The following is a 21,206-nucleotide window of genomic DNA, read 5'->3' as shown; positions in this document are numbered from 1 at the left end:
CTGTCGTTGGTCAAAGGCCTGTCGGGTCCAGCCGCCGCTTTGCCTCGGCGCGATAGCCGCTGATGATCGATTCGAACTCTCCCCAAACGCTTTGCGGCTGGTCGAAGTGCGTCGTGTCATCGATTTCGGCCAGATGTCTCTCGATGTCTTCCGGCGTAGGGGGACGGCCGTGCTGGCTCAACCACCCATCGGCCTCGCCGACGAAAACGCGTGCGAACCGCCCGCCCGTTGCCGTGTAGAGCGCGCGATTGGCCTTGCACCGTTCACTTGCCAGCCATATCGCCATCGGCACGACGAATTCGTTGCGGATGCCCGGCGCGACTAGTGCGAAATCTTCCGGCATACCGTCATGGAAATCGGCAGGCCATTCATCGCTGCCCTGACCGAGCCGGCTGGCGCCGCACGGGAGCAACGCGTTGACCTGAATGCCGTACTTCTCGCCTTCGGCGCCGATGCTGTTCATCAGCCCCACCAAGCCCGCTTTTGCGGCACCGTAGTTGGCTTGCCACATGGAACCAAACATCGCGGATGCGGAACTGGTCAGGACGATTCGCCCATATTTCGCGGCCTGCATCGCGCGCCACGCTGGCTGGCCCACATAAAATGCGGCCATCAGGTGAACATCCATGATCGAGCGAATCTGCTCGTCGGTGAGTTCCTCAAATGGCGCGTTGCGTAGAAATCCGGCGTTGTGAATGAGGACATCGACCCTGCCGAATGCGTTCAGCGCGGCGTCCACGATTGCAGTTCCACCGGCTCTCGTCGCGCAACTTTCATGGCAGGCGATCGCTTTGCCACCTGCGGTTTCGATTTCTTCGACGACACCCAGAGCCGCGCTCCGGGCACCGATGTCCGACAGCACATTGCCGCGCGGATCGGTTCCCAGATCGTTCACGACGACGGCGGCGCCACGCGCCGCCAACGCCTTCGCATAGTCGCGGCCCAATCCGCTTCCCGCGCCAGTCACGATCGCAACGCGGCCGTCGAAGCGAATTGTCGAATCCGCATCCAACACGTCCTGCGCGTTCATGCCGGCGCTCCGACATCGACGCGCAGTCGCTGCAGCTTCATGCTCTTGATATGCCACTGGCCGTCGATCTTCTGGTAGGTCTCGACATAGTGGCCGTAGCCGTGGAGCGTGCGATTCGGATATCCCGAGTCCGCTTCCCAGCGCAACATGTCTTCCATCGCCCAGATGCCGCTCGCCGTCGTGCCCGACGTGATCTCGATTTCCGGACAATGGCCGTGATGAACAGTCACGCATTCCGCAAGAGGAACACTGACTGCCCGTTCGATTTTTTCCCTGCCGACGAGAATGCATCCGGGCACGTCATCGCTGATATCGAACCGGGCATCAGGCGCGAATACGGATTTGAAGCCGTCCCAGTTCTTTGTGTCGATGCAACGAAAATAACGCGCTTTGAGTTGCTTGATCTCCTCGATCGCAACGAGCTTTTCGATGTCGGTCACTCGGGTTCCTCCATTGATCGACGCGGTCGCATCGGAGTCTTTATCGAAACCCGCTATCGCGTGTTCCGCTGATTGCCTTGAGGTTCTTGATCAACAATAGCACCGCCAGTACCATTATTCAATACATGAGATTGCGACACGCTTCGGTCTCGCGCACATCACTAAACGAAAGGACAAGGCGAATGGGCATTCTGGATCGCAGAGGCGCACTTGAAGGTCGCAGAGCGGTGTTGATTGGCGGCGCCGCAGGAATTGGAAAAGCGGTCGCCCTGGCACTAGGCGAGGCCGGCGTCGATATCGCTTTGTGCGACATCGATGACGAAGGCATTGCGGACACATCGGCGCAATTGCGAGCGCTCGGCCGCCGCGTGCTCGGCATGCAAGCGGATGCCACACAGCCAGAGCAGCTCGCGCAGTTCTATGACGCGACTGCGGGCTACTTCGATGCGATCGATCTACTCGTGAACGTGGTTGGCGGCACTCGTATGCAGCCCTTCATCGAACGTACGCAACGCGATTGCGCGGACGACATTCAGCGCAACTTCGGCTACGTGATTGAATCCATGCGTTACGCGGTGCCGCTGTTACAGCGCGGCGGCCGTGGCGGCTCGATCGTGAACTTTACGACCATCGAAGCGCATCGCGGCGCCGGCGGCTTCGCAGTCTACGCTGGTGCGAAGGCCGCAACGACCCACTTCTCGAAGGCAATGGCCTGGGAGCTCGGTCCGCTCGGAATCCGCGTGAACCTGATTGCGCCCGACACGACGCCCAGCGCGGGCAACGCCGCGGCTATTCCCGAACCCTGGCGCTCGCTCAACGCCGATGCCCCGCCCGAGTGGTGGGCGAAGGCCTTCGAGATGTACATCCCGTTGCAAGCTCCTCCGAGTGCGGACGATCTGGCGAATGCCGTATTGTTCCTCGCGTCTGACCTTGCGAAATCGGTCACGGGTCAGGTGCTGCATGTGGATGGAGGCGCCGCGGCCGCCCTCGGCATGTTGCGCTGGCCATACGACGATGGCGCAACGCTCCCCGTTCCGATGGGGGGCACCTTGCGTAAACTGTTTGGCTAATGCCGTAACGGAAATCGCGACTACTTCCGATCCATTGCGCGCGGAAGTATGCCGTCGAGGAACAGCGTAAGTGCCAGCTCTAGCGCGGCATGCCGCTCTTTATCGCGAAGCGGCTCGCCAAGGAAGCTGGCGAGGCCGCCACTCGTCAGCGCGCCAAAGCACGCGGCCGCCGCGCGCGGATCGGAGACCACGATCTTTCCGTTGATTGCCAACGCGGTGAGATAGTCAGCGATCGGAGCCAACGCCCTGTCTTGCTGATCGACGACGTCTTCGAGCATCTCGTTCAGTTCTTCTCGCGCCTCGCTTACCGCCCTCCACATCGCGCGTATGTTCGGGTCCGCATGGTAGGACTGGATGATTTCCCCATAGTCGCGCAGCACGGAGCGCGGCGAACGACGTGCGTCGGTGGACACGTTGGTGAGCGGATCGAGCAGCAGCGGAACGCCGCGCTCCATCGCCGCGCGCAGCAGGCCCGCCTTGCTTCCATAGCGCCGGTAGATCGTAGACTTGCTCGCGCCAAACGATGCCGCAATGCCGTCCATCGTCGCGGCTCGATAGCCGACGGCCATGAACTGTTCCAGCGTATGGTCGAGCAGTTCGTCCTGGCGCCTCTCTGCATCGGCCTTGAATGGGCGACCCCGTTTTGCGCGTGGTGAAGCCTCCCCCTTACGCGCGGCTCGCGACCCTTTCTCTGCGCTCATGACTTGTCGATAGATGATGCGTATGGTTCGCCGGTATTGGAACCACTTCGCGTCAGATTGTAGCCTGGGGGTCGCAACCGCCTGAGCCTCGTGACGCGCTGCTGCTCGCTCTATCGTCGCCGCGCTGGCCGTCTAGGTCATCAGTCTGTTCAACCGGCTCGACGCCGCCACCGCGTCGTCGATGATCTCGTCGAAAATTGCCTCGACCTTCCGGACCGCGTCAGCAAAGACCGCGGCGTGCCCGTAGTCGATCATGCCTTTGCTTGTGTCGCCAGTCACGTAGGCCTCGTGCGCGAGCGCGCCCATCACATGCGGACGAAACCGCTCGAACTCGCTCACCTGCGCACGATCCAGTTCCATGACCGCCTCGGCGCTCTCGTTGCGCAGCACGCGGTGGTGATCGCGAATCGCAGACTTGACCACGACGCTTTCGCTGCCGTCGCCCGCCACGACCTTTGCTTTGACCTCGGGATGAATCCATAGCTCCTCGGCGACCATCATGCGAGTACCCATCAGGACCGCGTCGGCGCCCATCGCGAGCACCCCTGCAAGCTGCCGCCCGGTGCCGATGCCGCCGCCGATCACGACCGGCAAGCCGATTTCCCGCGGCGCCTGCGCGGCCTGCACGATGCTGCCGATCTGGTAGACGCCTGGATGGCCGCCGCATTCATTACCGACGACGATCACGCCGTCGACGCCCATCCGCGCCGCCGTATGTGCATAGCGCACGGCGGGCACCTTGTGCAAAACCTTGATGCCCGCCTCCTTGAGCAGCGGCACGACCGCTTCCGGGCTCGCACCGGCCGTCTCCACGCAGGCAACCTTCTCTTCGATCAGAATGCGGATCTGTTGCTTGACCCGCTCCACGCCACCCGCTTGCCGCGATATGTACAGATTGACGCCGAAGTTGCTGGCACCGGTGAGCTCACGGCAGGTGCGCAACTCATTGCGGAATTCGTCGGAATCGGGAAAGCCCGCGCCGACAATGAAGCCCATGCCGCCTGCGTTGACCACCGCCGCGACATATCGTGCGTCGGATACGCGCGGCCCGAGACCGCCGCAAAGAATCGGGTGGCGAATACCGAGCAGATCGGTGATTCGCGTGCTGAACGTGTGGGGGCGCACGATGCCATTTCCTCCCGCACGTCAGCGAAACGAAATCGTGTGGCCGCCATCCACCGCGATCGTCTGGCCGTTGATATAACCGCCCGAAGGCGAAGCGAGCATCACGGCGAGCCCGGCGATCTCCTCGACCTCGCCGAAGCGCTGCGATGGATTGCGGCCACGGTACCATTCGACCAACGCCTCATCCTCCCATTGCGATCGCGCCATCTCGGTCTTGAACGTTCCGGGCGCGATGCAATTGGCGGTGACGCCTTTTGCTGCGAATTCCATCGCGAGGTTCCTCACGAGCTGCATGTCGGCGGCTTTGGTGAGCCCGTAAGTTCCCGTCGCGGCATCACCGAAAAGGCCGACCACGGATGCCACCGAAATGAAGCGCCCATAGCCACGCTCGATCATGCCGGGCACGGTCAATTGCGCGAGCCAGATATTGCTCTGAACGTTGACCTGCATGAACTTGTTGAACGTTTCGTCTTGCAGATCCAGGGTGGATCCGATCCACGGATGAATCGCCGCATTGGCCATCACGATATCGACTCGGCCCCACTCGCCGTTCGCCGCGGCCACTAGTCCTTGCAGTTCGGCTTTACGGCCGATATTGCACGCGAACGGCGTGGCCACGCGGCGGCCGATCTTATCGTTGATGGATTGCGCCGCAGTTTCGCAGGCGTCGGCGTTCCGGCCGGAAATGACGACTTTCGCGCCGTGCTCCGCCATGCCGAGGGCGCTGGCGTAACCGATGCCGCGACTTGATCCGGTGACGATCGCGACCTTGTCGGTGAGGTCGAATAGTGATGAGCGCATTGGTACTCCCGAAGTGAGCGGACCGATGAACACGAGGTTCAACGAGCGGATTTAGCCTTGCTTGCGCTTCTGCTGAGCGATGAAAGCCGACGCGATCTGATGATGCTCGTTGCTGAGCGTCGCCGCCAACTGCCGCGCAAGCGTCGTGTCGAGCATCTGCGCCGCGCTGCGATGAAGATGCAGGTTCATCAGCTTCTTGGTTTCACGCAGCGCATTGCGCGGTTGCTTGAGCAGTTTTTCAGCAAGCGCCAAGGCCTCGTCCATCAGCTTTTCAGGTTCGACGACGCGATTGGCAAGACCGAATTCGACCGCCTGCTGCGGTGTGATCCGGTCCCCGGTGAAGATCAGTTCTTTCGCACGCAGCAGACTGGTGTAGAGCGGCCACGCCACGGAGATCCCATCACCGACGACCAGACCGATGTTGATATGCGGTTCCGCGAGAAACGACTTCTCCGACATCAGAACGATGTCGCACAAGGTCGCCATTGTCGCGCCCCAGCCGACGGCCGGCCCGTTGACCGCGGCGATCAGCGGAATCGGCACGTCGATGAAGCCGTGTATCGTTCGACGCGCGTTCTCCTGGACCTGCGCGGCGAACTCGGGGTCGTCGAGCGTCTTGACAAAGTGATTCATGTTTCCGCCAGCGCTGAACGCTCGTCCCGCACCGGTGAGAATGCCGACACGCGCGTCGGGGTCCGAGGCTAGCGCAGCAAAAAGCTTGGGATAGCTGAACAGCATCTCCGTGGTCGACGCGTTCAGATCGTCTGGCCGATTGAGCGTAATGACGCGCAGGCCGCCGGCGGCTGTCACCTGAATATCGTCTGGAAGATCGTAGAGATTTGTCATGCGGGTACATACGTCCCTTGAGCTAAGCGCTTTGGTTGGGCAGCCGGTTATTTCCCCACCTGCCACGCCATGCCGCCATTCTTCTTTCTTTGCGCCAATGCAGCCTTCTCGATTCGCAAGGCCTCTTCCAGTGAAGTTAGCGCACCCTGATCGACCACACGCTTGACCGTCGCGACGAGATCGGGCCGGCGGCTCGCGATCGTCTTCGCGAGTGAGCTTGCCCGCTCCATCAGTTGATCGTGGCCGACCACCTCGTTCACGAGGCCAATGCGCAACGCCGTGGCCGCGTCAATCGGGTCACTGGTAAAGCTGATCTGCTTGGCCCACCTCGGACCCACGATATATGGCAATCTCGCAGTCATGCCGCCGCCGGCGAGCGCGCCGATTTTCGTATGCGTATCGGCAAAGCGCGCGCGCTCGGACGCGATGATGAAATCGCATCCCATCGCAAGTTCCAGACCGCCGGTAACGGCAGCGCCGTTGACCGCCGCGATCACCGGCTTGGTGATGCGCGGCCACATATCGATCATTTCCGCGACCCACGAGCGCGGCGCATCGGGCGCCGAGAAGTCGTTCAGATCGAGCCCCGCGCAAAAGGCCGGATCTGCGCCGGTCACGATCAGCACACGCAGGCTTTCGTCCGCTTCGAAGCGGTTCAACGCGCCGACGAGTGCTTCGGTCAATGCAAGGTTCAGCGCGTTGCGAGCCTCGGGCCGATTCAGTGTCAGCGTAAGAACGGCATCTTCTCGAGTCACGCCGAGCAAATCGGTTACTTTCGCGTCCATCGCAATTCCTCGCTAGGGTTCACGCCAGCGCAGCCAATACCTCGCACTGAATCTGCCGTGCGTAACGATTCAGGTGATAGTCCATGTTGCCGAACAACGCGTCGAGTACCAGATGGCGGCGATAGTGATGGCCCACCTTGTATTCGTTCGTAATGCCGTAACCGCCGTGCAACTGGATGCCTTGCTGCGTCACGAACTTCGCGCTGCGCGTGGTCTGCGCCTTGCAGCCTGAAACCTCGACGCTTCTATTTGGCCCGTTCTCGCTGAGCGCGAGCAATGCGCGATGCAGTGTTGCTCGCGCCTGCATCGCATCGATCGCCATGTCGGCCATCCGGTGTTGCAGCGCCTGGAAGCTGCCGATCGCGACGCCGAACTGCTTGCGGGTCTTCAAATATTCCGAAGCGAGTTCGATGGCGTCCTCGATATCACCCACGAGTTCCGCACAGATCGCGACGATCGTTTCGTCGACGGCGGCCTGCAGCCCTTCGAAGGCATTGCCCGCTTCGCCTAAGACATCGGATTGCGCCACCACGACGCCTTCGAGCAGCAAGTCGGCCGATGGCGTGCCGTCGAGCAACGCGCAGGTCTTGAGCGTCACGCCTGCCTGCTTCGGATCGACGACGAAAATACCGATGCCATCCTTGTCGCCGGCCGCACCGGCCGTGCGTGCGACGACGAGGAGGCGATCGGCGACAGGTGCGCCCACCACGAGCGTCTTATAGCCATCCAGCCTCCAGGTCCCGTCGGTGGTCTTCGTGGCGGTGGCCGTCACATAGTGCACCTGGCCTCGCGCCTCGCGCTCGCTGTGCGCGACCGCATAAACAGCCTCCCCCGAGACGATCTCGGCAAGCAGCGTCTCGCGCTGCCCTTCGCGCCCACAGCGAGTCACCAACGACGCGGGAAACACACCGCACATCGCATACGGTTCCAACACCAGCGCGCGGCCGATGTGCTCGGCCACAATGGCGCTTTCGACGGGCGAGAAACCGAGCCCGCCCATTTCCTCCGGAACGGCGATACCGAGCCAGCCCATTTCGCCGAGCGTGCGCCACGTGTCGCGCGAAAAGCCTCCTTGTTCCGAGGCCAGTTTGCGGCGATGTTCGAACGTATAGCTCTTTTGCACAAAGCGCTGCGCGCTTTCCTGTAGCATCCGCTGTTCGTCGCTCAACTCAAAATCCATGCTGCACCCTCTTTCTGCCGGCAATTGATGCGATTCCCCCCAACGGGAATCGACGGATGTTCGTGGATCGACTCGAGCTCACAGGTCGAACATCGCCTTGGCGATGATGTTTCGCTGAATTTCGGCCGTCCCGCCATAGATCGTGCAAGCACGTCGATAGAAAACCTCTGCCGCGAGGCCCGGCGCGTACTCGGGCCCGATAAACGACGCGTCGCGCAGCGCTCGCTCTTCGTTCGGATCGGGATAGAACACGGCAGCGTAGTCGCCGATCACCTCGAGCAGCATCTCGGTCAGCTTCTGATGGAGCTCCGAGCCTCGCACCTTTAGCATGGAGCCGATTGCCATTCCGCCGCTGCGCTCGTCGATCCCTTGATGCAGGATCTTCTGCACCGCCATGTCGATGGCGCGAACCTCCAGCTCGTACTGCGCAAGACGCGCCGCAAACGTCGGGTCCTGGATCAACGGCTTGCCGGCCGCGTGCTCGCGCGACGCGTAGTGCCGGATCTTGCGCAGATAGCGCTTGAGCGCCGGGGCCTCGGCGCCGAGGAACGCGCGCTCGTTGAAGAGCAGAAATTTCGTATACCCCCAGCCCTTGTTCACTTCGCCGATCAGGTTTTCGGCGGGCACGCGCACGTTGTCGTAGAACACTTCGGCAAGGTGGTTGCAGCCGTCGAGCGAGCCGATCGGTCGCACGGTAACACCCGGCGAGGTCATGTCGAGCAGCAAAAAGGAAATGCCTTTTTGCGGCTTCGCTTCAGTATCCGTGCGCACCAGCACGAAATTCCATTGGCCAGAGGTGCCAAAGCTGGTCCAGATCTTCTGCCCGTTGACGATGTAATGGTCTCCATCGCGAACCGCCGTCGTGCGCAGCGATGCGAGATCGGAGCCCGATCCCGGCTCCGAAAAGCCCTGCACCCAGAACACTTCCCCGCGTTGAATCGGCGGCAGAAAGCGGCGCTTCTGCTCTTCATTGCCGAACTCGCAAATCACCGGGCCAACTAGCGACACACCCGCCTGGTTCTGCGCCGGCGCACCCGCCAGATAGCACTCTTCTTCGAATATGTAGCGCTGCATCGCGCTCCAGCCTGTGCCGCCGTCCGCAACCGGCCAATGCGGCACTGACCATCCGCGCGTCTCATGCAGAATGCGGGTCCAGCGCTGCGAATCGTCGTCGCCTGCGAGAAAGCCCTGCTGCCCGCGAAAGGCCATATCCGCCGGCAGATGCTGCTTGAGAAACGCCCGAACTTCTTCACGGAACGCCATGTCCGCAGGGTCTACGCGAAAATCCATTGTTTAGCTTCCGGCGTTTTCAGTACGTTGAACCCGATCTGCATCCGCTGCCGCGGCAGCGTTACCGACCAGGGTGCGCGGCGTGGGCGGCACGCGATACAGCTCGTCGACGACGCCACGCCGCCGCTCGAGCACATTGCGTTGGCTGATTGCGCTCTTCGCGCTCAATTCGCCGTTATCGAGCGTCGGCTGCTCGCTTTCGAGCACGATGCGGACAATGCGGGCAGAGCTACCGCCGGCACGCGCGGCGAGCTTGTCGAGCCCCGCCTGGAAGAAGGCGCGCACACCGCGGCTGTTGATGATCTGGTCGACGTCCGGCATCGGATCGTGAAGGTCGTCGCAAAGCGCACGGCACGCTTCGATGTCGGGGAAGACGAGCGCGCTCAGGTATTCGCGGTCGTGCCCGGCGATCACGATGTCGCGCGCATACGGGCCAAACACGTTCAGCGCGTACAGTCGCAACTCCGCGACGTTGACCCATGTACCCGTGGATAGCTTGAAGTTCTCCGCGATGCGTCCGTCGAAACGCAGTCCAAGTTCCAGACGCTGCGGGTCGATGAAGGTTGCGGCGTCACCCGAGCGGAAATAGCCCTCGTCGTCGAACGCGGCGGCGGTGCGCTCGGGATCTTTCCAGTAGCCGGGCGTAACACAGTCGCCGAAAAAGCGGATTTCCAGCTTCTCGTCCACCGGAGCCACTTTCACTTTGACGCCGGGCACGGGCAAGCCCGCGATCGCCTCGCGTCGCGGATCCCAGGCTGCCGACATTGGCGTCGGGCCCGCTTCCGTGCCGCCGATGCCCGACATGATAAGAACACGCTGGCCGATGGTTCGCACCGCGAGCTCGTCGAGTTGCGCCCAGATGTGCTTCGGCAGGCTAGCGCCGCCGTAGTAGATGAGCGCAAGCTTGCTGAAGAATTTTTTGCGCAGCGCGTCGTCCGCCTTCAGATGCGGAATCAGCGAGGCCAGCCCTTGAGGCGTATTGAGGTAGACGACCGGTGCGATTTCGCGCAACGCCTGCACCGTCGGACCAATTTCCTCCGGCGTCGGCTTGCCTGGGTCCAGGTAGTACGTACCCCCGCCATACAGCACCATGCCGAAGTTGTGCGTGCCGCCAAAGGTGTGATGCCACGGCAGCCAGTCGACGAGATCCGGTGGCCCATCCTGAAGAAACGCGAACACCTGGGCGACTTGCTGTCGATTGCTGCACAACATGCGTTGCGGGTAGATGACGCCTTTCGGTGCGCCCGTCGTTCCCGAAGTAAACATGATCTTGCCCACCGTATCGGGGCCGACCGCGTTGAACGCCTTTTCGACGTCGGCCGTAACCGGCGTCTTCAGCCAGTCGGCGACACGCGAACCGGCACGCCCCTCCGGCAACGGACCGACGACGACACATTCCACGTCGCCGAACACCTCGCGCAATGCACGGCCATATTGCGCGCCGTCATCAGCGAAGACGAGGCCGGGCGTGCATACGGCAGCGAGTTGCCTGAGCTTCGAAAAGTCCTGCGACAAGAGCGAATATGCGGGCGTCACCGGAATATAGGGAACCCCTACGTGCAATGCGGCGAGCGCGAACAGCGCGTGTTCGAAGCCCCGATCCGAAAGAATCATCAACGGACGGGACGGCGACAAGCCTCGGTCGAGCAACGCCTGCCCCAGCGCACGCGCACCGTCGAACGCCTGCCGATAGGTCAGGGACTCCCAAGACTTGCCGTCCGGCGTCCGCCGCGCGAGCAGCGCACGCTCGGGTGTGACACTCGCCCAGTGTTCGAGCCGCTCCGTCAAGCGGACGGGATACGGTTCGAGCGGTTCCTTCAGTTCATACACCACGCTTCCGTCGGGCCTTCGCTCGACGATCGCGTCCATGCTGCCGAGGCGGATCGGGCGAAACGGCACATCCATCAGGGCATCGTGCGAAGCCGTAGCTGCATCCATCTGAATCGTCCTGTTGTTATCTGGCACGTCATGTCCCGCGCGCGCTCGCATCGCCATCCGATACACGCAAAATCTCGCGGATCAAGACAAACCAATAATTGAACGTCGATCATCAAGTTGAACCAGCATAGCGCGAAATCGAACCCGCGTCTATCCGTTGTCACCCACAAGGAAGCCGGATATCCAACCCGCGATCCGGCGCGAATGAAGCAAGAAATGCTCGGCACCATCTCATCCTTGCGCACTGCACAATTGCGTGGACACGAAAACAAAAATGCGCTAATTTTCGAACATCATTCATATTGTTAAACACGAACCGGATCGTAACCGATTCGCGGGACCAAGGAGCCATCATGTCGGATGAGGTCGTCGTCACCGCTGCCGTTCGCACCGCTATTGGAGATTTCGGTGGCGCGCTATCGAGCGTTCCGCCCACGACGCTCGGCGCAACCGTCGTTCGCGCGCTGCTCGAGCGTACGAATCTGCCGGGTGAAGATGTGGGTCATGTGGTGTTCGGCAACGTGATCCATACCGAGCCTCGCGACATGTATCTCGCGCGCGTCGCCGCGATGGAAGGCGGCGTCAGCGCCGAAGCACCGGCACTGACGCTCAACAGGCTGTGCGGCTCCGGCCTCCAGGCAATCATCTCCGCCGCCCAGGCCATCGCGCACGGCGACACCGAAATTGCGATCGGCGCAGGTGCGGAAAGCATGTCGCGCGCAGCCTACGTGGCCACCGGCGCGCGTTCGGGTTCGCGCATGGGCGACATCCGTCTGATCGACATGATGGTCGGCGCGTTGACTGATCCGTTCAGCGCTTGCCATATGGGCGTAACCGCAGAGAACGTCGCGAAGAAGTACGGCATCACGCGCGAAGACCAGGACTCGCTCGCCGTCGAATCGCACCGGCGCGCTGCGCAAGCCATTCACGACGGCAACTTCAGCGAGCAGATCGTGCCGGTCGCCTTGCGTACGAAAAAAGGCGAAATCGCTTTCGATACCGATGAGCATGTGCGGTCGGGCACGACCCTCGCCGATCTCGCCAAATTGCGCCCGGCGTTCCAGAAAGACGGTACCGTCACGCCCGGCAATGCGTCCGGTCTCAATGACGGCGCCGCAGCTGTCCTGCTGATGGCCCGCCGCACCGCAGAACAACGTGGCCTTCGTCCTCTTGCGCGGCTCGTCTCCTGGGCTCACGCGGGCGTCGACCCGCAATTCATGGGCATTGGTCCGGTGCCTGCAACACGGAAGGCGCTGCAGCGCGCGGGTTTGACCGTCGCCGATCTCGATGTGATCGAAGCGAACGAGGCGTTCGCCGCGCAAGCTTGCGCGGTGGTGAAGGAACTGGAATTCGACAGCGCCAAGGTCAACCCGAACGGGTCGGGTATTTCGCTCGGTCATCCGATTGGCGCGACCGGCGCCGTCATTGCGGTCAAAGCCATTCACGAGTTGCATCGTTGCGGCGGCCGCTATGCGCTCGTGACGATGTGCATCGGCGGGGGCCAAGGCATCGCGGCCATCTTCGAGCGCATTTAAGGCTTTCCGCAGCGTTATTCGTTCAACCAGAGGGGGAGACGTGGTACGTCCCGAACAACTGCTTCACGCGCAACGACAGCCGGTGGCGCCACGCCCCGCTGCGACGATGCTCCTGGTCCGCGACGCGCAGTACGAAGGTTGGCCAACCATCGAAGTGCTGATGACACGACGGTCGGCGCAGGCGAGCTTCGCGCCGGGCGCGTTCGTCTTTCCCGGCGGAGCGATCGACTACTCCGATGCACGAATCGCCGGCAGCGCACGACGGCGCGCCACGCAAGACGATACGCAGGCGGTTCAGGCCGTGGCTGCCATTCGGGAAACATTCGAAGAACTCGGCGTGCTGCTGGCATGGCGACACGACGGTGTGCTCGTCGACGACCACGACATTGCGAAGCTCGAGCGGGCAACAACGATCGAGGACCATTGCTCGCAGCATGGGCTCACGCTCGCTGCGGATTGCGTTTATCCGTTTGCTCATTGGATCACCGACCGTGATCTGCCGCGGCGCTTTGACGTCCGGTTTTTCGTGGCGCGCATGCCGGTCGATCAAACCGCGGTCGCGGACGGCGCCGAGCAGTTCGAACCCTTGTGGGTCCGTCCCGACGAGGCGCTGGCACGCCATGCCGCTGGCGACTTCGCGATGATCTTCCCAACGGTGCGCACGCTCGAGCGCCTTCGCTCGTTCGACTCGGTTGATGCACTGCTCGCCGCGTGTAGGGCGGAAAAATCACTCTGGAGCAGTTGTCCGCGTGGTGGGATGAAAGCAGGCAGTGTCATGCGGTGCATGGAAGGCGATACCCCATACGGCGAATTGCGCCTCGTGTGCCCCGATGGCCAGGTGCTCCACTGTCTCGATTGGCGATCCACAGAAGCGATCCCACTCCTGCGAAACGTGATGCGATTGACCGCGACGAACGGCGGCTTGATGACCGGTCCAGGCACGAATAGCTACATCGTCGTCACGGCGACGACTGGCTTCATCGTCGTCGATCCGGGACCAGGCGACCAGGCGCACCTTCAACGCATCTTCTCGGCAACGGGCGGCGACATTCGCATGATCGTCTGCACGCACTCCCACGTGGACCATGCGCCTGGAGCGAGGCCGCTGCAGTCGATGTGCCCGCACAAGCCACCCATCCTCGGCGTGCCGTCAGGACCTGCCGCCAAGGCAAACAATCACTTCGTCCCCGACCGTGAATTGCTCGACGGCGAGGTGCTCACGCTTGCGCATGACGGACAGACGCATCGATTGCTCGTGGTCTCGACGCCCGGGCACGCAAGCAACCACGTGTGCCTGGTCCTTCTGGAGGACGGACTGCTATTCAGCGGCGATCACATTTTGAATGGCAGCACGACCATCATCGATCCGCCGGACGGCAATATGACGGCGTACCTTGCGTCACTAGACCGACTCGACGCGATCTGTACCGAACGAGAGATCGAATTTATTCTCCCCGCACACGGGTACGTGCTCGACCGGGCGCGTGACCAGATCGCGCGCCTCAAGGCACACCGGCTCGCCCGGGAAGCCAAGATCGCCGACGCGGTCAAGGCGCTGCCGAGCGGTTCGATCGACGATTGGCTGCGGCTTGCTTACACCGATGTTCCCGAAAGACTTTGGCCAGCCGCTTGCCGGTCGCTGCTGGCTCATCTGGAGCGGCTCGACGAACACCGTCATCTGACCGCGCGCGCGTGCTTGCGCTCGTAATGCCCTGTATCGGCTGTCCACCCGCCCCCTGAATCTCAAGCGCGGACAGCCGCATTCGATTGCCGTCCTCTTTCGACTTCAGCTCTCTGCTACGAGCGCGGTCAGCCGGTCATGAATGAGTGCGCGCGCCTCAGCCACCATCCGATTCACGAGTTCCGCACAGGTGGGTATATCTTCGATAAGCCCGATTGCCAGACCGGCCGGGAACGTTCCATCTTCCGTATCGCCCGTCTCGTACATACGCTTGCCGCGCTCCCCGCTGACCAGCGGCTTGAGATCCGCAAACGTCGCACCCTCTTTATGCTCCAGTTCCAGCACTCGCTCCGCTACCGAATTCCTGAAGATACGCGACGTGTTCTTCAGCGTGCGGAAGATCAATGCCGTATTGCGCTCATCATGCTCTACTAGCTTGCGCTTGACGTTCTCGTGAATCGGCGCCTCCCGCGTTGCCATGAAACGCGTTCCCATGTTGATGCCATCCGCGCCGAGCGCGAGTGCGGCGACCATGCCGCGCGCATCGGCGATGCCACCCGAGGCAATCATCGGGATGCGCAGCTTCGCGGCCGCGGCCGGCAACAGGACCAGATTCGGCACGTCGTCCTCGCCGGGATGGCCGGCGCATTCGAATCCGTCCACGCTCACGGCGTCGCACCCCAACGCCTCGGCTTTCAGCGCGTGACGCACCGACGTGCACTTGTGGATCACCTTGATCCCCGCAGCCTTGAATGACGGCATATACGGCTCGGGATTGCGTCCCGCCGTCTCGACGATCTTCACGCCACTCTCAATGACCGCTTGCACGTACTCGTCGTACGGCACCGGCTTAATCGTCGGCAGGATGGTCAGGTTTACGGCGAATGGCCGATCCGTCATCGAGCGAACGCGAGCTATCTCGTTGCGCAATGCCTCCGGTGTGGGCTGAGTGAGAGCGGTGATGGTGCCGAGCGCACCGGCGTTCGAGACAGCAGCGGCCAATTCCGCGCGGCCCACCCACATCATGCCCCCTTGAACAATCGGGTATCGAATCCCAAGCAACTCTGTAATGCGCGTTTTCATCTGCTGATTCCTGTGTAAGTGCATCCTGATTCGTCAACGTGCAGCGGTCGAGCGTCGCGTGTGAAATGCGTCGTTGGTTTATATTTACGAACATCGTGCAATTATATACACTTCTCCATTGCCGATGCTCATGTGCTGCACTCGCGGACACGCATGTGATTGCACGAGGCATGAACGATCAGGAGAATTGATGAACAAGCGAGACAACGAGATTAGCGCTGAGGAAGCGTCGGTTCTCCCGACCATGGATCAAGCGGAAGAAGCCGTGCGAACACTCATCCGATGGGCAGGCGACAACCCCGAAAGGGAAGGCCTCATTCAAACACCCGCACGCGTCGCGCGCGCATACCGCGAGTTCTTCTCGGGCTACGAATCCGATCCAATGCAGATCCTGGCAACCACGTTTTCCGAGGTGGATGGCTATGACGAGATGGTGGTGCTAAAGGACATTCGCTTCGAAAGCTACTGCGAACATCATATGGTGCCCATCATCGGACGCGCGCACGTTGCCTACTTGCCCGAGCATCGCGTGGTCGGCATTTCGAAACTCGCGCGCCTCGTCGATGTCTATGCCAAGCGTCTGCAGATTCAGGAGAAGATGACCGTTCAGATCGCCGACGCGTTGAACACCGTGCTGCAACCCAAGGGGGTCGCCGTCATTCTCGAAGCCGCACATCAGTGCATGAGCACGCGAGGCGTGCATAAGCCGGGCGCGTCGCTGGTGACGAGTCGAATGCTGGGCGCATTCCGTGATGATCCTTCCACGCGCCGCGAGTTTCTCTCGATTGTCGGTCACGGCGGGAATACGTCATTACCCAATAGCTAAAAGCCAACGTCGGCTTCCAGCCGGCGTTGGCTTTTTGGGGTAAATCGATTTGCGTATCCGCGGCGAGCGTCGTTACAGGCTTGCGTGCGGCGTCAAGCCTCGGCGGGTTGACGCGTCGTTAGAGGCCGTTCATAAGAAACGTCTTCACGATTTCTTGAACTTACGCCATTGCTCATCAGGATTTCACGCCATGCCGCAGGTACTTCTGCAGGCGTGAGTTCGTTGATAGCTTCAGAGATGCAGACACGAGCCGCGATCGCCCATACACCATCACGCTTCTCGAAGCGGTCGATATAGCGCCCCACCGCCAGCGTGTCCGGCTTGACGCGATTTTCTCCGAAGAAAAGCCAGTACGTTTCCGCGTGCGCCTCATTGCCCTGCAATTCGACGCTGTGATTGAACACCATATGGTGGTGCGACAACTGATGCTCGGTGTGGTATCCAAACGCCCAGTCGACGAATTCCTCTGCAGTTCCAACGAATGCGCCGTGATCGTCGATGGCGCCCGGATGGTATGCCGACAGCGTCAACTCACGGTCCATGCGGTCGACCCCGCGACAATACCGGTGCACGCATTCGAGTATGTCCTGTTTGTCCAGCAGCGCTTCCACGCGTGCGTTCAACTCTTCATTCATCGTTTTTACCGTTAGATGGTCATGGCGACAAAAAAGACGACCGCGCCAATCACGGCGCCAACGAAGCAATAGCCTTCGCCTGTCGACAAATCAGCTTCCTGCGCTCGCGCACGGCTCGCGATCGCACATCCGATGATGCCCGCAAGTGCCGTCAAGCCAAGCACGGCAAACGTCATCACGACGCCGAACAGCGCGGACCGACCTAGTTCTTCCATGTGCAGGTCACGTTGCAGCAGCCAGACCGCTGCTGCCGAAATCGACAGAAGAATGAGCGGCAGCCATACTCTGCGCGCTTCTCGTGCGCTCTCGCGAGTCAGCGTTTTCATCTTGTCCGGCCCCCCGTGCGCAGTTTGCCGAGAGTACCAGGCGCCATTGCTTCCAGCGCGCGCGTCACCCAATTCGGCTGTCTTGCGCGAGCCGATTCGTCCGGCGAGGGAGCGCCGTTTTCAGCGCGCTCACGACGATAGTGGAACGTGTAGTCCGCAAGTGGACCACGTAAATCGCTGTCGAGAAAGTACATCGCATGTCTCCGATCAGACTTATGCCTGGCGGGCGCTTGCATGGCGCCTCTAGATAGACATCCTAGGTCACGGAAAACCGTTATGCAACAAGTCGTTCAATTAATGACGTCGGTGTTTTCACTAGCCGTGAATGGATAGACCGAATCGCATGCCCGGGCGGCCGTTGCACACATGGTCATGTGTGCAACGGGGTCGGCAATGAGACGCGGACGGGCAATCAGGAGACCTGGAAGCCGCCATCGACAGCGAGAAGCTGTCCGGTGACATAATCCGATGCCGGCGACGCGAAGAACAGCACAGCCCTCGCGATATCGGAGGCGACACCGATGCGGCCCAGCGGCATGCGGCCAGGCTGCGTAATGGGCCCGTGGGCCTGATGAACCTTCGTCGATGCGGCCGCGCCCTCCGTTGCCACGCCGCCGGGCAGCACTGCGTTCACGCGAATTCCATGTGGTGCGAATTCGAGAGCTGCGACCTTGGTGAGGTTGTTGACACCCGCCTTCGATGCGCCGTAGTCGCCGTTGTCGAAAATCACCGGCTGCAGCGAAGCCACCGACGAAATATTGATGATCGAACCGCCGTTTTTGGCACCCTGCATCCGCTTGATCGCTTCGCGCATGCACAGGAAGGTGCCGCGCAGGTTGACGCCGAGCACCTTGTCCCACTTCTCGGCCGACGTCTCGACGAATTGCGTCTTCGGATAGATACCCGCGTTGTTGACGAGAATATCGAGGCGCCCGAGCTTCGCCTGCACGGTTTCGTACATCGCGAGAATCGACGCTTCATTGCCGATGTCCACTTTGACCGCGATAGCCTTGCCTGACGCGCTTTCGATTTGTTTGACCGTCTGCTGCGCCGCTTCCTCGTTCAGATCCGCCGCGACCACCGCCGCGCCGGCCGACGCTAGCAGCAGGGCCGTCTCCCGTCCGATGCCCGAACCTGCCCCTGTCACCACCGCTACTTTCTGATCGAGATTGAATAGACTCGCCACATTCGTGCTCACTGCTCCTCCTTTTGGCTCGCATCGCGAGCAAGTTGTTTTCTGAACGTCATTCGGAAAAATAAACGCACCACTTGATGGTGTCAAGATAAACCAGGAACCGGATGACGGAAGGAGCAGCGACTGCGCGTATCACGTAGCAGTCGACGACGCGATTTCACGCATGATGTCGAGCATCGTTCGGTGGTAGGGCTTATGAGGCCTATCCGCCCACACCAGCGACACTTCGGTTTCGCCCGAAGCTGGAACATCCTCGATGTCGATGTAGGCGACACCCTCCACGGGCAAGTAACGCGCCGAGTCCAGCATCAGGCCGACACCCAGTTCGTGAGCCACGAGATTGAGCATCGTATAAGGATGGCGCGCTTGCTGGGTCACGCGCGGCGACAGCCCCGCCTCGCGGCGCGCTGCCTCGAACGCGGCGAAGAGCGGCTGCGACATCTGCTGAGGGAACATGATGAGAGGATATCGCGCGAGATCCGCGATGTGAATCGAACGCTGCGTCGCCACCGGCCACTTCGCCGGAACCGCGGCAACCACACGCAGACGCTCGATCACCACGCTTTCCAAACCCGAGACGTCCGCGGCGCTGGTGACCACCACGCCCAGGTCAATGCTGCCGTTTTTCACGCTGGCGACGGTCAAAGCACTGCCGCGCTCGATCAACCGGACGTCGACACCGGGCCATTGCTTGCGGAGCCCCTGAATGGCTAGCGGCATGATTCGAACCGCGCACATTGGCACGAACGCAACGCTCAAACTCGCCAGTTCGTCGGCGGCTTGCCGCACGCGCCGCTCGGCCAGCTCGGCTTGCGCGATCAGTGGCTTCGCTTCCGCGAGCAACGCGGCTCCGGCGGGCGTGAGGGAAACGCCTCGCGGTGTGCGTTCGAGCAGTTTGATACCAAGCTGCTCCTCCAGCCGCATGATCGACTGGCTGAGCGGCGGCTGCGCCATGCCCAGTCGCGCAGCCGCACGGCCAAAGTGCTGGGTCTCCGCAACCGCAACGAAATGTCTGAGATGCCGCAATTCCATGAGCTGATATGACTTTGATATCGACTGTCGCCAGCATATCGCCTTTGTCCCGTTGCGGGGCACTGCGGACGAACCCTGGTCACATTCTTGAACGCGGGGGCCCCAACGACATATCGGGTGCTCCGCAGCTTGACGTCAAGCAGCGATCCACATACATTTTAGAATGACGTTCTACAATACGAATAATAACCAAAGACAGCTCAGGTGAGCTTGGACAGACATGGGGCAACAGGACAATACGAATCGCGATTACGAGCTACAGGACCATGAGCTGATGGTCTGCTGCGTAGGCGTGCAATCTCAGGTGGTCTATACGAACCCGGTTTATCAACGCGTCACAGGCTTTTCGCTGCAGGAACTTCGGGCTACGCAGGGAGCGGACCGCATACGCGGAAGCACTGTATCGACGTTTTCGCTCTGACCATGACGGAAAGCTCGGATGGGAGCAAGGGCGCATCGTGCGCCGCGGCATCGTTGGCAAGGCCGCCGGCCGGATTCGCTCGGTTGGTCTGAAGCGCTACATCTGGGGTGTCCTCGGCGTGCTCACCCTGGTGGACATACTCGGACTGGCGAGTTGCGCTGACGGTCTTTCCTCGTTCTCGTTATGGAGCGAACTCGCCGCGCTGATTCTGCTGACCTCCGCTGCGGGCGTGTTCCTGTCTCGCGTCATCGCTGCCCCGTTGCAGGAAGCCGCGCGAACTGCGATGAAGATTGCCGCGGGCGATCTGAGCGCCACGTGCCACAGCGTTCGAAGCGATGAAATCGGTGATGTGCTCCGAACGCTGAATCAGGTCAGTATCAACATGCGTGCCACCGTGCTCGACGTCCGTAATGGCGTAAAGACCATGCAACAGGCAACGAACGATATTGCCGCGGGCACGTTCGAGCTTTCCGGACGAACGGAAACGCAGGCCAGCAGTCTCGAAGAGACGGCTGCTTCGATGGAGCAGATCAACTCGACGGTGGGTCACAATGCCGACGCGGCCAGACAGGCGAGTAGTCTGGCCGCCCGCGCGAGCCAGGCGGCCGAAGATGGGGGACGAGTAGTAGATCAGGTCATCTCGACGATGGAGAAAATCACGCAGTCGAGCAGCAAGATTTCGGACATCATCTCCGTCATCGATGCCATTGCCTTCCAGACCAACATTCTGGCCCTGAACGCCGCGGTCGAAGCCGCGAGAGCCGGCGAAGACGGACGTGGGTTCGCCGTGGTAGCGGGCGAGGTCCGGAATCTCGCTCAACGCAGCGCGCAGGCCGCAAAGGAAATCAAGGCGTTGATCACGCAAAGCGTCGAAACGGTCGAAGGAGGATCGAAGCTGGTCGATTCGGCAGGCAAGACGATTGCCGACATCGTCGCACAAGTTCGTGGCGTAACCAATCTGGTCAGCCAGATCGCGGAGGCATCGCGAGAGCAGTCGGCCGGAGTCAGTCAGGTCAGCGTTGCGGTAGAACAGTTGGACCGCATGACGCAGGTGAACTCAACGCTCGTTCAGCAGCACACGGCCGCAGCCGCTAGCATGAAGCAGCAGACCGAGCGACTCGCCGAAATGCTGTGCGTTTTCACGCTTTCACGCGACGAACGAAACGCGCTACTGAGCGGAACTGCGGCGTAAAGCCGTAATGGTAGATGTGTTGACGATGTCTCCAGCGTCCCGGCTATTCGATAACACCGTCCTGATCTCCGACC

21 protein-coding genes are annotated in these 21,206 nt (G+C 61.4%); 5 read left to right on the top strand and 16 right to left on the bottom strand.

Annotated features, from left to right (window positions below):
- Positions 1-10: 10 nt before the first annotated feature.
- Both AB3X86_RS18025 and AB3X86_RS18020 read right to left on the bottom strand, forming a co-directional pair.
- On the bottom strand, positions 11-1,030 hold the full coding sequence (locus tag AB3X86_RS18025) for an SDR family NAD(P)-dependent oxidoreductase (protein ID WP_368597029.1): 1,020 nt from the start codon (positions 1,028-1,030) through the stop codon (positions 11-13).
- Positions 1,027-1,470: a nuclear transport factor 2 family protein gene (locus AB3X86_RS18020; RefSeq protein ID WP_368597028.1), complete on the bottom strand. Its 444-nt coding sequence runs from the start codon at positions 1,468-1,470 to the stop codon at positions 1,027-1,029. The genes AB3X86_RS18025 and AB3X86_RS18020 overlap by 4 nt, the downstream gene beginning before the upstream one ends.
- Positions 1,471-1,652: 182 nt before the next feature.
- On the opposite strand from AB3X86_RS18020, the gene AB3X86_RS18015 reads away from it, so the two are divergent.
- A complete protein-coding gene (locus tag AB3X86_RS18015) occupies positions 1,653-2,540 on the top strand; it encodes an SDR family NAD(P)-dependent oxidoreductase (protein ID WP_368597027.1) in 888 nt (295 codons plus the stop codon).
- A 20-nt stretch (positions 2,541-2,560) separates the two neighbouring features.
- Here AB3X86_RS18015 and AB3X86_RS18010 read toward each other — a convergent pair whose 3' ends face one another.
- The 8 genes from AB3X86_RS18010 to AB3X86_RS17975 all read right to left on the bottom strand — a co-directional run bounded on the left by AB3X86_RS18010 (position 2,561) and on the right by AB3X86_RS17975 (position 11,206).
- A complete protein-coding gene (locus AB3X86_RS18010; RefSeq protein ID WP_368597026.1) occupies positions 2,561-3,241 on the bottom strand; it encodes a TetR/AcrR family transcriptional regulator in 681 nt (226 codons plus the stop codon).
- Positions 3,242-3,373: 132 nt separating this feature from the next.
- A complete protein-coding gene (locus AB3X86_RS18005; protein ID WP_368597025.1) occupies positions 3,374-4,366 on the bottom strand; it encodes an NAD(P)H-dependent flavin oxidoreductase in 993 nt (330 codons plus the stop codon).
- Positions 4,367-4,387: 21 nt separating this feature from the next.
- Positions 4,388-5,167 (bottom strand): SDR family NAD(P)-dependent oxidoreductase, encoded by a 780-nt coding sequence (locus AB3X86_RS18000; protein WP_368597024.1) that lies wholly within the window; start codon positions 5,165-5,167, stop codon positions 4,388-4,390.
- Between the two features lie 51 nt (positions 5,168-5,218).
- Entirely contained in the window at positions 5,219-6,013 is a 795-nt protein-coding gene (locus AB3X86_RS17995) for an enoyl-CoA hydratase/isomerase family protein (RefSeq protein WP_368597023.1), read from the bottom strand.
- Between the two features lie 47 nt (positions 6,014-6,060).
- Positions 6,061-6,798, bottom strand: a complete 738-nt coding sequence (locus AB3X86_RS17990; protein ID WP_368597022.1) for an enoyl-CoA hydratase — start codon at positions 6,796-6,798, stop codon at positions 6,061-6,063.
- A gap of 19 nt (positions 6,799-6,817) precedes the next feature.
- Positions 6,818-7,978, bottom strand: coding sequence for an acyl-CoA dehydrogenase family protein (locus tag AB3X86_RS17985; RefSeq protein WP_368597021.1), 1,161 nt, complete (start codon positions 7,976-7,978; stop codon positions 6,818-6,820).
- Positions 7,979-8,056: 78 nt separating this feature from the next.
- Positions 8,057-9,268 carry an acyl-CoA dehydrogenase family protein gene (locus AB3X86_RS17980; protein ID WP_368597020.1) on the bottom strand — a complete coding sequence of 404 codons (1,212 nt, stop codon included), beginning with the start codon at positions 9,266-9,268 and terminating at the stop codon, positions 8,057-8,059.
- Positions 9,269-9,271: 3 nt separating this feature from the next.
- Positions 9,272-11,206 (bottom strand): AMP-binding protein, encoded by a 1,935-nt coding sequence (locus AB3X86_RS17975; RefSeq protein WP_368597019.1) that lies wholly within the window; start codon positions 11,204-11,206, stop codon positions 9,272-9,274.
- A 353-nt stretch (positions 11,207-11,559) separates the two neighbouring features.
- Here AB3X86_RS17975 and bktB point away from each other — a divergent pair, with 353 nt between their 5' ends.
- Positions 11,560-12,741 (top strand): beta-ketothiolase BktB, encoded by a 1,182-nt coding sequence (gene bktB / locus AB3X86_RS17970; RefSeq protein WP_368597018.1) that lies wholly within the window; start codon positions 11,560-11,562, stop codon positions 12,739-12,741.
- A gap of 22 nt (positions 12,742-12,763) precedes the next feature.
- On the opposite strand, the gene AB3X86_RS17965 is transcribed toward bktB, so the two are convergent.
- On the bottom strand, positions 12,764-13,123 hold the full coding sequence (locus tag AB3X86_RS17965; protein WP_368597017.1) for a hypothetical protein: 360 nt from the start codon (positions 13,121-13,123) through the stop codon (positions 12,764-12,766).
- On the opposite strand from AB3X86_RS17965, the gene AB3X86_RS17960 reads away from it, so the two are divergent.
- On the top strand, positions 13,106-14,449 hold the full coding sequence (locus AB3X86_RS17960; RefSeq protein ID WP_368597016.1) for an MBL fold metallo-hydrolase: 1,344 nt from the start codon (positions 13,106-13,108) through the stop codon (positions 14,447-14,449). The genes AB3X86_RS17965 and AB3X86_RS17960 overlap by 18 nt on opposite strands.
- Before the next feature lie 78 nt (positions 14,450-14,527).
- Here AB3X86_RS17960 and AB3X86_RS17955 read toward each other — a convergent pair whose 3' ends face one another.
- A complete protein-coding gene (locus tag AB3X86_RS17955) occupies positions 14,528-15,505 on the bottom strand; it encodes an NAD(P)H-dependent flavin oxidoreductase (RefSeq protein ID WP_368597015.1) in 978 nt (325 codons plus the stop codon).
- Positions 15,506-15,695: 190 nt separating this feature from the next.
- Here AB3X86_RS17955 and folE point away from each other — a divergent pair, with 190 nt between their 5' ends.
- Entirely contained in the window at positions 15,696-16,331 is a 636-nt protein-coding gene (gene folE / locus AB3X86_RS17950) for a GTP cyclohydrolase I FolE (protein ID WP_368597014.1), read from the top strand.
- 92 nt (positions 16,332-16,423) lie between these two features.
- On the opposite strand, the gene AB3X86_RS17945 is transcribed toward folE, so the two are convergent.
- From AB3X86_RS17945 to AB3X86_RS17930, 4 genes are all read right to left on the bottom strand, one after another.
- A complete protein-coding gene (locus tag AB3X86_RS17945) occupies positions 16,424-16,966 on the bottom strand; it encodes a nuclear transport factor 2 family protein (protein WP_368597013.1) in 543 nt (180 codons plus the stop codon).
- A gap of 11 nt (positions 16,967-16,977) precedes the next feature.
- On the bottom strand, positions 16,978-17,364 hold the full coding sequence (locus AB3X86_RS17940) for a hypothetical protein (RefSeq protein WP_368597012.1): 387 nt from the start codon (positions 17,362-17,364) through the stop codon (positions 16,978-16,980).
- 340 nt (positions 17,365-17,704) lie between these two features.
- Positions 17,705-18,490, bottom strand: coding sequence for an SDR family NAD(P)-dependent oxidoreductase (locus AB3X86_RS17935; protein WP_018436029.1), 786 nt, complete (start codon positions 18,488-18,490; stop codon positions 17,705-17,707).
- Positions 18,491-18,619: 129 nt separating this feature from the next.
- Complete coding sequence (locus AB3X86_RS17930) at positions 18,620-19,519, bottom strand: LysR family transcriptional regulator (RefSeq protein WP_368597011.1); 900 nt, start codon at positions 19,517-19,519, stop codon at positions 18,620-18,622.
- A 458-nt stretch (positions 19,520-19,977) separates the two neighbouring features.
- On the opposite strand from AB3X86_RS17930, the gene AB3X86_RS17925 reads away from it, so the two are divergent.
- Complete coding sequence (locus AB3X86_RS17925) at positions 19,978-21,132, top strand: methyl-accepting chemotaxis protein (protein ID WP_368597010.1); 1,155 nt, start codon at positions 19,978-19,980, stop codon at positions 21,130-21,132.
- The last annotated feature ends 74 nt before the right edge of the window (positions 21,133-21,206 follow it).

Origin of the sequence: Paraburkholderia sp. BR14374 (assembly GCF_040948685.1) — a bacterium.
GTDB classification, from domain to species: domain Bacteria; phylum Pseudomonadota; class Gammaproteobacteria; order Burkholderiales; family Burkholderiaceae; genus Paraburkholderia; species Paraburkholderia youngii.
This window is presented reverse-complemented; position numbering and strand designations above follow the sequence as displayed.

Excerpts from the sequence above, each read along its gene's own strand:
- AB3X86_RS18025 (WP_368597029.1), bottom strand. The coding sequence starts at position 1,030 with ATGAACGCGCAGGACGTGTTGGATGCGGATTCGACAATTCGCTTCGAC.
- AB3X86_RS18015 (WP_368597027.1), top strand. The coding sequence starts at position 1,653 with ATGGGCATTCTGGATCGCAGAGGCGCACTTGAAGGTCGCAGAGCGGTG.
- AB3X86_RS18010 (WP_368597026.1), bottom strand. The coding sequence starts at position 3,241 with ATGAGCGCAGAGAAAGGGTCGCGAGCCGCGCGTAAGGGGGAGGCTTCA.
- AB3X86_RS18000 (WP_368597024.1), bottom strand. The coding sequence starts at position 5,167 with ATGCGCTCATCACTATTCGACCTCACCGACAAGGTCGCGATCGTCACC.
- AB3X86_RS17995 (WP_368597023.1), bottom strand. The coding sequence starts at position 6,013 with ATGACAAATCTCTACGATCTTCCAGACGATATTCAGGTGACAGCCGCC.
- AB3X86_RS17990 (WP_368597022.1), bottom strand. The coding sequence starts at position 6,798 with ATGGACGCGAAAGTAACCGATTTGCTCGGCGTGACTCGAGAAGATGCC.
- AB3X86_RS17985 (WP_368597021.1), bottom strand. The coding sequence starts at position 7,978 with ATGGATTTTGAGTTGAGCGACGAACAGCGGATGCTACAGGAAAGCGCG.
- AB3X86_RS17980 (WP_368597020.1), bottom strand. The coding sequence starts at position 9,268 with ATGGATTTTCGCGTAGACCCTGCGGACATGGCGTTCCGTGAAGAAGTT.
- AB3X86_RS17975 (WP_368597019.1), bottom strand. The coding sequence starts at position 11,206 with ATGGATGCAGCTACGGCTTCGCACGATGCCCTGATGGATGTGCCGTTT.
- bktB (WP_368597018.1), top strand. The coding sequence starts at position 11,560 with ATGTCGGATGAGGTCGTCGTCACCGCTGCCGTTCGCACCGCTATTGGA.
- AB3X86_RS17955 (WP_368597015.1), bottom strand. The coding sequence starts at position 15,505 with ATGAAAACGCGCATTACAGAGTTGCTTGGGATTCGATACCCGATTGTT.
- folE (WP_368597014.1), top strand. The coding sequence starts at position 15,696 with ATGAACAAGCGAGACAACGAGATTAGCGCTGAGGAAGCGTCGGTTCTC.
- AB3X86_RS17945 (WP_368597013.1), bottom strand. The coding sequence starts at position 16,966 with ATGAATGAAGAGTTGAACGCACGCGTGGAAGCGCTGCTGGACAAACAG.
- AB3X86_RS17930 (WP_368597011.1), bottom strand. The coding sequence starts at position 19,519 with ATGGAATTGCGGCATCTCAGACATTTCGTTGCGGTTGCGGAGACCCAG.